The sequence below is a fragment of the Streptomyces graminilatus genome (assembly GCF_001418565.1).
Taxonomy (GTDB): Bacteria; Actinomycetota; Actinomycetes; order Streptomycetales; family Streptomycetaceae; genus Streptomyces; species Streptomyces graminilatus.
This window is the reverse complement of sequence record NZ_LIQQ01000269.1, coordinates 1-13436: the sequence shown is the minus strand read 5'-3', so window position 1 is coordinate 13436 and position 13436 is coordinate 1. Positions and strand designations below refer to the sequence as shown.

Sequence of the window (13436 nt, the reverse complement as noted above, 5' to 3'; positions counted from 1 at the left end):
GCCCGCCTCGACGCGATCGAGGAGGTCGACGGCCATCTGCTCGTGCACTCGGACACCACCGCCTACCTCGACTACGGCGACTCGATCGAGGCGGTCAACGACACCGTCCGCGAGACGATCACGCGCAACGACGCGGACGAGGTGTGGGATCTGTTCCGCAAGTTCACCAAGCGCTTCTCCTTCCGGGACGAAGGCGGTGCGGAAGCCGTACGCTCCCTTCTCGATACGTACGGCGGCGCCCGCATCGTTCACGGCCACAGCCCCATCCCCTATCTGGTGGGCGACGCGGGCACCGAGGACGACGGCGAGGAAAACTCCCGTCCGAACATCGAGCACCCGCATGTCTACGCCGACGGGCTGGCCATCGCGATGGACGGCGGCGTGACCATGGCCGGAAAACTGCTGGTCCAGGAACTACCGCTGGAACTCTGACGGATACCCACGTGCTCTCCGGGCAGGCCTCCCACGACCGCGGACCGCGTCGTGCGGGGGTCAGCCGCACGGCAAATTCTTCAAACCCCCTGTCACCCCGCGCCGTCGCCGCTCTACCATCGGCTTATCCGTAGCAGGCTCCCCTCCGTTTCTGCCCGACGGTTCGTCACCATGCCGAGCCCCAAGCCCTACGGCGCATCGGGGGATGCACATGAACAGCGTTCCGCAGCACCTGCTGAACGAGGACCGCCAGGAATACGAGCGGCTCCTCGATGAGGCGCTGCGCTCCGCCCCACACCGCCCGGAACTGGCCGCCGTCGGTAAGCGGCTGAACTCCGAACAACTGCGCACCATGGCACTCAACGCCACCGCGCTGATCACGGTGGCCGCCGCCACCGAATACCAGCACTACGTGAAGGTCCGCAACGAGCAGCGCCACCCGGCGCCTTCCACCCCGTCGTCCTTCCACGCATCCAGCTCCGTCTCCACCGAGCCGGGCGCGGGCACGGTGGGGCTCGCCGCAGGCATGGGCGAGGTCGCCGCCGAGACCGCCGGAGCGGGCGCCATCGCCATGGTCGCGGTCCTGGCACCCGTCCTCGCCGGCACAGCCGCGGCGATCTTCCTGCTCGTGGGCTACATCCTGAAGATGCTCGACCCCGAGCCGGCGTTCGCCCGGACCATGCTCACCACCGGATGGGTGTTCGGAGCGGTGACAGCGGCAGCGATACTCGTCGCCGCGGTCGGCCTTCTCCTCACCGCCCTGCGCAACAGCCCGGAGGCGGAGGAGACAGGGGCGTACGGCGAACCGAACGGGGAGGTCGCACAGGCCAAGGAGGCCTGGCGCGAGGCCCTGCTGGAGCGAGGCATCCTGCCGTTCCTCCGCGATGCCCTCGCCGACCCCGGTACGGCGGCCATGAACCGCAAACCGGCGCCGGAACCCACCACCGGCCGCATGCCCCAGCTCGGCTACAACCGCCCCGGCTTCAGCAGCCCCGACGACGGCTCGGAGACGAGCCACCGCCCCAGTTTCACGAGCCCGGACTTCAGCAGCCCGGACTTCGGGGGCCCGGACCACCCGCCGGAGTGACCGGCCGGAGCTACCGGCCGGTCCCCACCCCGGGTCGGTGTCAGTCCGCGATCGGCAGGTAGACCCGGTTGCCCGCCGCGGCGAACTCCTTGGACTTCTGCGCCATGCCCTGCTCGATCTCCACCGGTGTGCTGCCGTGCTCACGGCGGATGTCCTGGGAGATCTTCATGCTGCAGAACTTCGGCCCGCACATCGAGCAGAAGTGGGCCGTCTTGGCCGGCTCGGCCGGCAGGGTCTCGTCGTGGAACTCCCGCGCCGTGTCCGGGTCGAGGGCCAGGTTGAACTGGTCCTCCCACCGGAACTCGAAGCGGGCGTCCGAGAGCGCGTCATCCCATTCCTGCGCACCTGGGTGCCCCTTGGCGAGGTCGGCTGCGTGGGCGGCGATCTTGTAGGTGATGACGCCGGTCTTGACGTCGTCACGGTTGGGCAGACCCAAGTGCTCCTTGGGTGTGACGTAGCAGAGCATGGCCGTGCCCCACCAGGCGATCATCGCGGCACCGATGCCGGAAGTGATGTGGTCGTACGCCGGCGCGACGTCCGTCGTCAGCGGGCCGAGCGTATAGAACGGAGCTTCATCACAGATCTCCTGCTGCAGGTCGATGTTCTCCTTGATCTTGTGCATCGGGACGTGTCCCGGGCCTTCGATCATCGTCTGTACGTGGAAACGCTTCGCGATCGTGTTGAGTTCCCCGAGCGTCCGCAACTCCGCGAACTGCGCCTCGTCATTGGCGTCCGCGATCGATCCCGGCCGCAGGCCGTCGCCCAGGGAGTAGGTGACGTCGTACGCGGCGAGAATCTCGCACAGTTCTTCGAAATTCTCGTACAGGAAAGACTCCTTGTGGTGCGCCAGGCACCATGCCGCCATGATCGATCCACCGCGCGAGACGATGCCGGTCTTGCGGTTCGCCGTGAGCGGTACATACGCGAGGCGGACGCCCGCGTGCACCGTCATGTAGTCCACGCCCTGCTCGGCCTGTTCGACGACCGTGTCCTTGTAGATCTCCCAGGTCAGGTCCTCGGCCCTGCCGTCCACCTTCTCCAACGCCTGGTAGAGCGGCACCGTGCCGATGGGCACGGGGGAGTTGCGCAGCACCCATTCCCGGGTGGTGTGGATATTGCGGCCGGTGGACAGGTCCATGACCGTGTCGGCGCCCCAGCGCGTCGCCCAGGTCATCTTCTCGACCTCTTCCTCGATGGAGGAGGTGACCGCGGAGTTGCCGATGTTGGCGTTGACCTTCACCAGGAACCGCTTGCCGATGATCATCGGCTCGATCTCCGGGTGGTTGACGTTCGCGGGCAGTACCGCACGCCCTGCGGCGATCTCCGCACGGACCACCTCGGGGTCCACGTTCTCCCGGAGGGCCACGAACTCCATCTCGGGCGTGATCTCCCCGCGGCGGGCGTACGCGAGTTGCGTCACCGCCTGTCCGTTCCGGCTCCGGCGCGGCTGCCGGGGCCTTCCCGGGAACACCGCGTCGAGGTTCCTGAGCCCGCCACGCGGCGAGGTGTGTTTGATCCCGTCGTCCTCCGGGCGGACGGGGCGGCCCGCGTACTCCTCGGTGTCGCCGCGGGCGATGATCCAGTTGTCACGCAGCGGGGCGAGCCCCCTGCGGACGTCGGTGTCGATCTGTGGATCGGTGTACGGGCCCGATGTGTCGTAGAGGGTGACCGACTTCCCGTTCGTGAGGTGCACCTGACGGACCGGCACCCGAAGATCGGCGCGTGAGCCGCCGACATACCCCTTGTGCCAGCCGATGGACTTCCCGACTCCCTGGGACTGTTCACCCTCGATGGGCTGTTCGTCCTGGTCGGAGGCAGGCGTGCGTGCGTCCTTGATGGTCATGAGACCTACTCCCTACGCCGGCATTACCCGGTAACAGGTTCGGCGGTCGACGCAGCGGATTCCGTCAGCCGATGTTTCATGTGAAACATCACTCGTTCCACGTGTTCCACGTGAAACATCGCAAAGACGGAGGTCAGCGCCCTCTCAGCCCGGTGCTCCGAGCTCCCGCGTGTGCAAAGGTGCCTCCACGCTAGCGTCAATTTGGGCGAGGTGAACAGAGGGCCCGTGCCGTTCTTGCGATGATCGGGCGGTGACCACGACGCAAGGACCCCCATACCCGTCCTCCGAGCCACCGCGCGGAAGCGGTGCCGGGCACGGCTCCGGGCATACCTCCGGGCCGGGCAGCGGAAACGGCGGCGGTACCGGCCCGCAGCGTAGGTTCCGGCTCGGGGACGGCCCCGGCGGCCCCGGCGGCCCCGGTGGTGCACCCGGCCCCGGAGCCGGAACGGGCGGCGCCGAGGGGCCGGCCGGCCCCCGTGGCGGTCCCGGATACGGGCCCGGTCGGCGGACCGATCGTGGCCATGGGCCCAGCGCGGGAACGGGCCAGGGAGGCCAGCCAGGACCTGGCGGCCAGGGACCGGAATTCAGCGCCGAGGGGCCCGACACCGGCCAGTTCAGTCCTGTACCCGGATCCAGATCCGGTGGAATGCGGGGTTCCGGCCCCGGAGCGGGCGGTGACCACGACTACGGCTTCGGCCCGGAACAGGGTGTCGGCCACGGACACCATGATCAGAGGACCGGCCCCGGCGACGAGCTCGAGCACGGTCACGGGCCGGGTGGCGGTTCCGGCGGCGGGCATGGCGGCGGGCGGGGCGCCGGACCCGGCGGTGGGCATGGAGGCAGGTTCGTTGGGGGGCATGGGGGAGGACACGGATCCGGGTCCGGCGACGCGCACCGACCCGACGACCACCAGGGCCACTCGCACGGTCACAGTCACAGCCATGGCCCGGCGGCCCCTGTCTCCATCCATCTGCGGAAGATCATCGGGGCGATTCTGATCCCCTTCGCCGTGGCGGTCGTGGTGGGGCTCGTGGTGCTGTGGCCGGGTGGTGCCCCGGCGCACGAGCGCACGGGCGTCGGTTTCGACCGGCAGACCCAGGAGGCCACGGTCACCAAGGTCGTCGAGGTGGACTGCAAGTCCGTCAACGCCTCGGGGGAGACCCCGACCGGCGACACGTCCACCGCCGAGGGCTCCTCGGCACAGCAGCAGGCGACCGGCGACTGCAAGCGGGCGACGATCCAGGTAGACACCGGTGACGACGAGGGCCGTACGTTCACGGAGATCGTCCAGCCGGACCAGTCCCGGCAGTTGCACGAGGGCGAGAAGGTCGTGGTCGCCTACGAACCCTCGGCGCCGAAGGACCTGCAGTACTCGGTCGCCGACGTCAACCGCCGGTTCCCCATGGCCCTGCTGGCGGGCATCTTCGCTCTCGCCGTCGTCGCCGTCGGCCGTATGAGCGGTGTGATGGCGCTGGTCGCACTGGCCGTCAGCTTCATGGTCCTGACCTTCTTCATCCTGCCGGCCGTCCTACAGGGCTCGAATCCGCTGATCGTGGCGGTGGTCGGGGCCAGCGCCATCATGCTGATCGCGCTCTACATGTGCCACGGCCTCTCGGCGCGTACGTCCGTGGCGGTGCTCGGCACACTGATCTCGCTGGTGCTGATCGGCGTCCTCGGCTCGCTGTTCATCGGCCAGGCCGCGCTGACCGGCAACACGGACGACAACACGGGCCTGATCCATGGCCTGTATCCGTCCATCGACATGAGCGGCCTGCTGCTCGCGGGCGTCATCATCGGTTCGCTCGGTGTCCTGGACGATGTGACGGTGACCCAGACATCGGCGGTCTGGGAACTCCACGAGGCCAATCCGACGATGGGCTGGCGCGGGCTGTACCGGGCCGGCATCCGCATCGGCCGTGACCACATCGCGTCCGTCGTCAACACTCTTGTGCTCGCCTACGCGGGCGCCGCGCTGCCGTTGCTGCTGCTCTTCTCGATCGCGCGGAGCAGCGTGGGGGCCGTCGCCAACAGCGAACTCGTCGCGGAGGAGATCGTACGGACCCTCGTGGGCTCGATCGGGCTGGTCGCGTCCGTGCCGGTGACCACGCTTCTGGCAGCCCTGATGGTCTCGGCGGACCGCCCGGACACGGCACCGCTGACCGCGGGAGCGGGGGCAGCCGGCGCCGGACCGGAAACGGAGCCCGAGGCAGCGAGGGTGGGGGCGGGAGCCACGCCCGCGGCGGCCCCGGCCCGCGCCGGGAAGGGCCGTCGCCGCAAGCACTGACGCGGCCCCTTCCGGAAGCACTGCCACAAGCCGGGAACCGGCTCCGCGGCGGTGTCCGCGCCGAGGAGGGCCACGCATGGAGACGACGGCACGCTTCCCCTCCTTGGCGGGAGGAGAAGCGTTACAGCACGATCGGGAACTCCGGCGTCGAACCGCTCAGCCCGCGCTCTGCTCCTCCGCCAGAATGCGGTCCAGCGCCTCGTCGAGGTGGGCGTCGAAGTCGGCGAGGGACCGCTCCTGCCCCAGCGGCACGAGCTTGTCCGTACGGTCGAGGAAGGCGACCAGAGGCGCCGCGCCGGAGCGGAACAGCGCCTGGTCGCCGCCGACCTGGAGCCGGATCAGCACCTCGCCCAGGACATCGCTGTCGGCGGGCGAGATCCGCACATCACCGTCCCCGCAGGGCCGGCCCACTCCGTCGATCAGCAGTTCGCGCCCGAAGGCCCAGGTCACAGGGGCGTCGCCAGGCAGATGGAAGGTCAGCCGGACGGCATAGGGATCACAGGTCTCGTAGCGCAGCTCCACCGGAATGCGGAAGGAGAGCTCTTCCGAGACAAGAAAGCTCATCATGACTTCTGCCTGCACCGACTCGCGCATCGCCTAACCCCGTCACTTGCCGTGGACTGGCCTGGAATCATCGCTCTGATACTGCTCGAATCTTGCTGAAAGTACACGGTGAATCACAAGGAGTGAGTTTTCAGATACTGATAGAGATCGCGAGCGACCCCAGGAACCTTCCGACTTCTGTCTGCAACTGCTGCGCTGCTTCTAGCAGTCGATCGTCCTGGTGGGAAGGCAGAGAAATGGCCAATGTGGCGGCGGTGGACCCGATGGTGATCGGAATCGCCGCGCACACCGTCCCCAGCACGTACTCCTGCCGTTCCACGACCAGTTCCATGCGCCGCATGCGGTCGAGGCGGCGCAGCAGCGTGTGGCTGTCGCGCACCGTGTAGGGGGTGACCGCCTGTACGGGGTGACGGTCGAGATGGTCCCGGCGGCGCTGCTCGTCCAGCTGGGAGAGCAGGCACTGTCCGACGGCGTGCGCGTGCCCGGTCTCGCGGAAGTCCGCCCACTCCGCGACCGCCGGGTTGCCGGGGGTGTCGGAGACGCACATGACCTCGATCTCGCCGTCTCGGTACACCGCGTAGTACACGGGCACGCCGATGGTGTCCCGCCAGTGGGCGAGTGTGTCGACCATCGTGCTGCGACGTTTCTGCCGCGCGCCGCTGCTGCCCAGCCGCTCGGCAGCCTCGCCGAGGAAGAACAGCCCTTTGTCGCGCCGCAGATAGCCCTCGAAGACGAGAGTTCGCAGCAGATGGTAGGCGGTCGGGAGGGCGAGGCCGGTCTCGCGGGCCAACTGTTTGGCCGGTGCGCCGTGTTCGTGCGCGGCGACGGACTCCAGCAGACGCATCGCCCGTTGCACGGAGCCGATGAGGGTCGCCGTGGGGTGCGGTTCGGCGGGCGCCTCGGCGGCGAGGCCGGGCACAGCGGCCGACGCGGGTCTCTCGATGGGGCGGGCGCGGGACCTCGGGGAGGGCGCGGTCCGTTGTTCGGGCCGACGCTGTACGGGCGGAGCCTGTGGTTGCGCGGGGGCGGTGTCGACCATGGCGAGGTCACTCTCGAAGGCGAGGGGCTGCCCGTGCGGAAGGGCACGGGAGAAGGGGGTACGCCGTCCGCGAGGGGTGTCCCCGCGTCGAATTCCGGACTCTAACCGCCTGTCACCGCACACAGACGGCCCGTAGCGGAAACTTCCCCCGCCCGAGGGAACCGGTGATTTCTGTTACCGACGCCCGCGCCGTCCCGCCCACCGGCTCCCGTGCCCCCACAGCCCCACGGCTCTCACCAGTCGCTGCGTGAGGACGAACTCGATGTGAACTTCCGTACGACGTAGATCAATCCGCCGACCAGGGCGACGAAGACCAGCGCCTTGAAGAGCAGGGCGACCACGACACTGAGGACGCTCACAATCAGCCCGCCGAACACGAAGAGGGCGATGACCGGCACCGCGACCCACTTCACCCACCACGGCAGTCCCGCGAAGATCTCTCGCATCGCCTTTTCCTCACTTCTCGGCCCGTCGCATCCGCCGAGGGCTGTGCCCTTCGCTCGTGCCGGGACATTCGATGTTCCGCCTTCGATGCTAGGGCCGGAGGGTGGCCTGGCGGGGGCCTCGCATCCCTTGTCCTCCCCTGATCGATCCCCTAGGGAACCCTGAGGCGGGCGGTCAGCCCTCGGGCGGGGAGAAGACCACCATGACCCGCAGATCCTCGCTGATGTGGTGGAACTTGTGGGCCACCCCGGCCGGCACGTACACGACGCTGCCGCGCGCCACCTGGGTCGTCTCCATGCCGACCGTGATCGCGGCCCGCCCGCTCACCACGAAGTACACCTCGTCCTGGCGGTGGGGCTGCTGCGGGTCCTGCTCGCCCGCGTCCAGCGCGTACAGGCCCACCGACATGTTCCGTTCGTGCAGGAACTGCAGGTAGGCACCGTCGTTGGCGGCACGTTCCGCCTCCAGTTCATCCAACCGGAATGCCTTCATCGCCCTCGCCCCTGCTCGTAACCGATCTCTTCTGCCACGATCAGACACATGAAGAATTTCGTAGTCAAGACGATCGCCAACGCGTGCGCCCTCGGCGTGGCCGTGTGGGCACTCGACAAGATCACCCTGACCGGTGACAGCACGGGCAAGAAGATCGGCACGCTGATCGTCGTCGCTCTCCTGTTCGGCCTGGTGAACTTCCTGGTCAAGCCGCTGGTGAAGCTGCTCACTTTCCCACTGTTCATCCTCACGCTCGGCCTGATCACCCTCGTGGTCAACGCCCTGATGTTGCTGCTCACTTCATGGCTGGCCGAAAAGTTCGACCTGAGCTTCCACGTGGACGGCTTCTGGACGGCCGTCCTGGGCGGTCTGATCATCTCGATCGTCTCCTGGGCGCTGCACATGGTCCTTCCCGACGAGGACTGAGGACGCCCGATGCCCTATCGCGTCTGTTTCGTCTGCACAGGCAACATCTGCCGATCCCCGATGGCGGAATCCGTGTTCCGCGCGCGCGTGGCGGAGGCCGGGCTGGCGGACCTGGTCGAGGTCGACAGCGCGGGCACGGACGGCTGGCACGAGGGCGACGGCGCCGATCCGCGCACGGTCTCCGTGCTGGAGGCGGCCGGCTACGACAGTGATCACGCGGCCCGCCGGTTCCAGGCCGCGTGGTTCGCCCGCCTCGACCTCGTCGTCGCCCTCGACGCCGGCCATCTGAAGGCTTTGCGCCGTCTGGCGCCCACTCCGCAGGACGCGGAGAAGGTACATCTGTTGCGCTCTTACGATCCCGCCGCGCACGCCGACCTGGACGTCCCGGACCCGTACTACGGGGGGATGGACGGCTTCGAGGAGTGCCTTGAGATGGTGGAGGCGGCGAGCGTGGGCATGCTCACCGCGATACGGACGGAAGTGGAGGGACGGACGGTATGACTGATTCGGCCACGAACGGGAGTTCAGAAGTTCGCGCGGACCAGGGCCTGGGCGACGGCACGCGCGCGGTGCGGGCGGGACTGCCCGAGCCGGTCAAGTACGCACCGGCCCTCCCCGGCCCGGTGTTCGCGGCCCACTACCACCTGCCGGGCACCCCCACAGGCCCGTACACCTACGGCCGTGACGAGAACCCCACCTGGACGCTGCTGGAGCGCGCCATCGGGGAACTGGAGGCGCCGGAGCGGGACGGCGTCGAGACGCTCGTCTTCGCCTCCGGGATGGCCGCCGTGTCGTCGGTGCTCTTCTCCCAGTTGCGCACCGGGGACACCGTCGTCCTGCCCGCCGACGGCTATCAGGTGCTGCCCCTGGTGCAGGCCCAACTGGATGCCTACGGCATCGAGGTGCGGACCGCGCCGACCGGCGGCAACGCCCAGTTGGACGTTCTCGACGGCGCACGGCTGCTGTGGATCGAGACCCCGTCCAACCCCGGACTGGACGTGTGCGACGTACGACTGCTCGCCGAGGCGGCACACGCGCGTGGCTGCCTCGTGGCCGTCGACAACACCCTGGCGACACCACTCGGCCAACGCCCGCTGGAGCTGGGCGCCGACTTCTCCGTGGCCAGTGGGACCAAGCAGCTCACCGGCCACGGCGACGTGCTGCTCGGCTACGTCACCGGTGCGGACACCTCCGCGATGGCCGCCGTACGACGCTGGCGCAAGATCGCCGGGGCGATTCCCGGGCCCATGGAGGCCTGGCTCGCGCATCGGTCGATCGCGACGCTCCCCTTGCGTGTCGACAGGCAGGACGCCACCGCGCTGGCTCTGGCCGAGTCTCTGCGCGGGCGGCCCGAGGTGACCGGGCTGCGTTATCCGGGGCTGCCGGAGGATCCCTCGTACAAGATCGCTTCGCAGCAGATGCGGCGCTATGGGTGCGTGGTCTCCTTCGTGCTGCCCACGCACGCGCGTGCCGACCGTTTTCTCGGCGCGCTTCGGCTCGTGGACGACGCCACCAGCTTCGGTGGAGTCCGGTCCACGGCCGAACGGCGCGGCCGGTGGGGCGGGGACGCGGTGCCCGAGGGCTTCATTCGCTTCTCGGTCGGCGCCGAGGACCCGGACGATCTGGTGACGGACGTGCTGCGCGCGCTGGAGGAGTCGGCGGACTGACCGGGCGGGCAGGGGCCGTCAGGCGCCCCTGCCACGGCCGAGGGCGGTCCGAGCCTCCCCCCTCGTGGCTCGGACCGCCGCGGTTCCGCTCGCGAAGAACCACGCGAGCAAGGCTAATTGACTCCGTGTCAGTGTCCAATCACCGTAACGACAGGGCCCTATCGACTTATTTATAGTTGGACGGGGCCGGGGAGCCGAAGGAAGGGCAGAGGAGGGGGAAGGCGCGTCATGGACCTGGCCTTGCTGCGCACCTTTGTGACCGTCCACCGAGCCGGCTCCTTCACTCGTGCCGCCGCCCTGCTCGGCCTCTCGCAGCCTGCCGTCACCTCGCAGATCCGCACCCTGGAACGGCAGTTGGGACGGCCTCTGTTCCTGCGCCAGGCCCGTGGCGTAACTCCCACGACCATCGGCGACGAACTCGCCCACAAGGCCGCCCCGCATCTCGACGCGCTCGTGGAGATCACCGAGACCGGGCTGGACGAGGACTCGTCCCTGCGCACCCTGCATCTCGCCGGGCCACCGGAGTTCACCGCGGAACGCGCGCTGCCGGCGCTCACGGAGCTGACCGGGGACGGCGGCCAGGGCTTCGCCCTGCGAGTCTCCTTCGGCAATGCCGAGGAAACCCTGGAGGGCCTCTCCGCCGGGCATCACGATCTGGCCATCACGACGACCCGTCCGCACGGCACCCTGCTCACAGCGACCGCGCTTTGCGACGAGGAACACGTCCTGGTCGCCGCTCCGCGCTGGGCCGCCGAACTCGGACCCGAGAGGCTGCTCCGCCAGGGCGCGTCACTCCTGCGGGACCTCCCCGTGGTGGAGGTCCACGAGTCGCTGCCGCTCGTCGCCGGCTATTGGGCGTCCGTCTTCGGCTCCCACCCCGCCGCCTCGGGCACCGTCATCGTGCCCGACCTGCGGGCCGTGCTCGCCTGCGCCGCCGCGGGTGCGGGGCTCGCGGTACTGCCCCGGTATCTGTGCGCGCCCGCCCTGGAGCGCGGTGAGGTGGTCGCACTGCTCGATCCGGCGGTGCCCCCGCTGCGGACGTACTTTCTGGTGGTCCGCACCGGCACACTGGCGATGCCGCACATCGCACGGGCACACGAGTGGCTCCAGCACGCGGCGGCCGACTGGGGCTGAGCACCCAGCAGTGCCCGAGATGCCTCCGCCGACCCCGGCGGACCTCTTCGGACGCCGCGATGTTTCACGTGAAACAGGCATTTCCGCTCATGCGGCACACGGCCTTCGCTTCGCTGAGTGCACTTCATGGGGAGCCGACATGTTTCACGTGGAACCAGCCGGGCCACATTTCTCCCATGACCGTCCGACCCGTGGTCAAGCGCACCGCACGCGCCATCCTGCTCGATGGCGACGACCTGATCCTCATCAAGCGGACCAAGCCGGGTGTCGATCCCTACTGGCTCACACCGGGCGGCGGCGTCGAACCGGACGATACGACCGTTGTCGACGCCCTGCACCGTGAAGTGCACGAGGAGCTGGGTGCCAAGATCACCGACGTGGTGCCCTGCTTCGTGGACACCGTGGAGCACATTGGCGCGGACGGCGGCGCCACGGGCGTGAAGGTCCAGCACTTCTTCGTCTGCCGGCTGGAGAGCATGGACCCCTCGCAGCGGCACGGCCCCGAGATCGACGAGCCCTGCGGCGGGTACGAGATCGTCCGTATCCCCTTCACCCGGGTCGGCATCGCCTCCGTCCATCTCGTGCCGCTGTCGCTGCGCCACTATCTGGACGGCAACATCGAGGGCGTACGGGCGATGCACGCGCCCGACCTTGGCTGACGGCACACGGCCGGGTCAGCTCCCGGTGACGACCAGTTCCTCCACCGAGTCGTGGCGGATCCGCTCCATGGGGATACCGGCACGCAGCAGGGCCTGCACACCGCTGCGGATCATCCCGGGCGGGCCCGACAGACAGGCGTCGTACTCGTACCAGGGCCCGTAGTTCCGTACGGCGTCGGGGAGCTGGAGGTTCGCCTGCTGCTCCACGACCGCGCGCACCGTCAGCCACGGGTGGAACTGCTGGAGCCGCAGCATGGCGTCGATGTCGTACAGGTCGAGATCCGTACGGGCGCCGTAGAAGACCTCGACCCGCCGCCGGTCACCGTGCTCGGCGATGTCCTCGACCAGTGCCCTGATGGGCGCGATGCCGGTGCCGCCGCCCAGACAGAGCAGGCCGCTGCTGGTGGTGTGGTCGACGGTCATCGTGCCGACGGCCGGGCCGAGCCGGACGATGTCACCGGGCCGGGCGCGGTGCACCAGCGCGTTGGAGACCCAGCCCGCTGGCACCGCCTTCACGTGGAACGACAGCAGACCGTCGGAGCGGGGCGCCGAGGCAAAGGAGTAGTGCCGCCAGATGCGGGGCCACCACGGCGTCTCCATGCTCGTGTACTGCCCTGCGAGGAACGGGTACGGCTGGTCGGGCCGGACGGTGATGACGGCGACGTCCGAGGTCCTGCGGTCGTGCGCGACAACCTCCCCGAACCACCAGGCCGGAGCGCGCAGTTCGTCGACGGCCGCGGCGTCGATCATCACCTGCGACATCGTCGTGTACGCCCGTACCCACGCCGCCTCGGTCTCCGGCTCCCAGATCGCTGCGGCGTACCGGCTCAGCGCGCCGATGAGGCATTCACCGACGGCCGGGTAGTGCTCGGGACGGGTGCCGTACTTGCGATGGCCGCGACCGAGGTTCTTCAGATACGCGACGAGGACCTCGGTGTTGTCGATGTTCTCGGCGGCGGTGAGCAGCGCCTTGAGCAGCCGGTCACGCTGGGTGTCCATCGCTGCGGGGAAGAGCGAGCGCAGTTCGGGATGACGGACGAAGAGGAGTGCGTAGAAGTACGAGGTGGCCTCGTCGGCGACAGGACCGACCGCCTCCATGGTCCGCCGGATGCGCACGGCGTCCGGAGACGCCTGCTGAAGCGGCCCGGAGTGCGGCGCGGGAGGTGTGCGGGAAGCCTCGGGGTCGGTGGGCGCGTAGGCAGACACCGGGCGGACGGGTGGTGCGGGAGACGCGGGCCCGGGAGCGCCGACCGGCGTAGCGGAAGGCAGGGTCAGCGGGACGAAGGGCGGGCGAACCGGGGGCTCGGCGGGCGCGGGAGAGAACGGCGGGCGAACCGGGGGGTCGGTGGCCGCGGGCGCGAAGGG

Annotated in this window: 13 protein-coding genes and 1 pseudogene; 8 read left to right on the top strand and 6 right to left on the bottom strand. The window is 69.1% G+C overall.

The features are described from left to right. Positions 1-432 (top strand): annotated as a pseudogene (locus AOK08_RS22640) (serine/threonine protein phosphatase); the annotation flags it as partial. A 205-nt stretch (positions 433-637) separates the two neighbouring features. Further along, on the top strand, positions 638-1519 hold the full coding sequence (locus AOK08_RS22635) for a hypothetical protein (RefSeq protein ID WP_055529176.1): 882 nt from the start codon (positions 638-640) through the stop codon (positions 1517-1519). 40 nt (positions 1520-1559) lie between these two features. Here AOK08_RS22635 and thiC read toward each other — a convergent pair whose 3' ends face one another. Then, positions 1560-3362, bottom strand: a complete 1803-nt coding sequence (gene thiC / locus AOK08_RS22630; RefSeq protein WP_055529174.1) for a phosphomethylpyrimidine synthase ThiC — start codon at positions 3360-3362, stop codon at positions 1560-1562. 646 nt (positions 3363-4008) lie between these two features. On the opposite strand from thiC, the gene AOK08_RS22625 reads away from it, so the two are divergent. Then, the gene (locus AOK08_RS22625; RefSeq protein ID WP_055529172.1) at positions 4009-5646 is read left to right on the top strand and encodes a YibE/F family protein; all 1638 of its coding nucleotides are present in this window, start codon (positions 4009-4011) and stop codon (positions 5644-5646) included. 156 nt (positions 5647-5802) lie between these two features. Here AOK08_RS22625 and AOK08_RS22620 read toward each other — a convergent pair whose 3' ends face one another. The 4 genes from AOK08_RS22620 to AOK08_RS22605 form a co-directional block, all read right to left on the bottom strand. After that, entirely contained in the window at positions 5803-6240 is a 438-nt protein-coding gene (locus AOK08_RS22620; protein WP_055529170.1) for an SsgA family sporulation/cell division regulator, read from the bottom strand. Positions 6241-6340: 100 nt separating this feature from the next. Then, positions 6341-7249: an IclR family transcriptional regulator gene (locus tag AOK08_RS22615; protein WP_079054203.1), complete on the bottom strand. Its 909-nt coding sequence runs from the start codon at positions 7247-7249 to the stop codon at positions 6341-6343. A gap of 233 nt (positions 7250-7482) precedes the next feature. Then, entirely contained in the window at positions 7483-7695 is a 213-nt protein-coding gene (locus AOK08_RS22610; RefSeq protein ID WP_055529167.1) for a DUF5326 family protein, read from the bottom strand. 172 nt (positions 7696-7867) lie between these two features. Continuing rightward, complete coding sequence (locus tag AOK08_RS22605) at positions 7868-8185, bottom strand: cupin domain-containing protein (RefSeq protein ID WP_055529165.1); 318 nt, start codon at positions 8183-8185, stop codon at positions 7868-7870. A gap of 48 nt (positions 8186-8233) precedes the next feature. Between AOK08_RS22605 and AOK08_RS22600 the strand changes: the two genes are divergently transcribed. The 5 genes from AOK08_RS22600 (at position 8234) to AOK08_RS22580 (ending at position 12071) form a co-directional block, all read left to right on the top strand. After that, the gene (locus AOK08_RS22600; RefSeq protein WP_055529163.1) at positions 8234-8611 is read left to right on the top strand and encodes a phage holin family protein; all 378 of its coding nucleotides are present in this window, start codon (positions 8234-8236) and stop codon (positions 8609-8611) included. Between the two features lie 9 nt (positions 8612-8620). Then, entirely contained in the window at positions 8621-9112 is a 492-nt protein-coding gene (locus tag AOK08_RS22595; RefSeq protein ID WP_055529161.1) for a low molecular weight protein-tyrosine-phosphatase, read from the top strand. Continuing rightward, positions 9109-10278 (top strand): cystathionine gamma-lyase, encoded by a 1170-nt coding sequence (locus AOK08_RS22590; RefSeq protein WP_055529159.1) that lies wholly within the window; start codon positions 9109-9111, stop codon positions 10276-10278. The genes AOK08_RS22595 and AOK08_RS22590 overlap by 4 nt, the downstream gene beginning before the upstream one ends. A 228-nt stretch (positions 10279-10506) precedes the next feature. Next, positions 10507-11412, top strand: a complete 906-nt coding sequence (locus AOK08_RS22585; protein WP_055529157.1) for a LysR family transcriptional regulator — start codon at positions 10507-10509, stop codon at positions 11410-11412. Positions 11413-11588: 176 nt separating this feature from the next. Beyond that, positions 11589-12071 (top strand): NUDIX domain-containing protein, encoded by a 483-nt coding sequence (locus AOK08_RS22580; protein WP_055529155.1) that lies wholly within the window; start codon positions 11589-11591, stop codon positions 12069-12071. A gap of 15 nt (positions 12072-12086) precedes the next feature. Here AOK08_RS22580 and AOK08_RS22575 read toward each other — a convergent pair. Beyond that, positions 12087-13436 (bottom strand): globin domain-containing protein (locus tag AOK08_RS22575; protein WP_422125762.1); only part of this gene is annotated, 1350 nt, incomplete at its 5' end.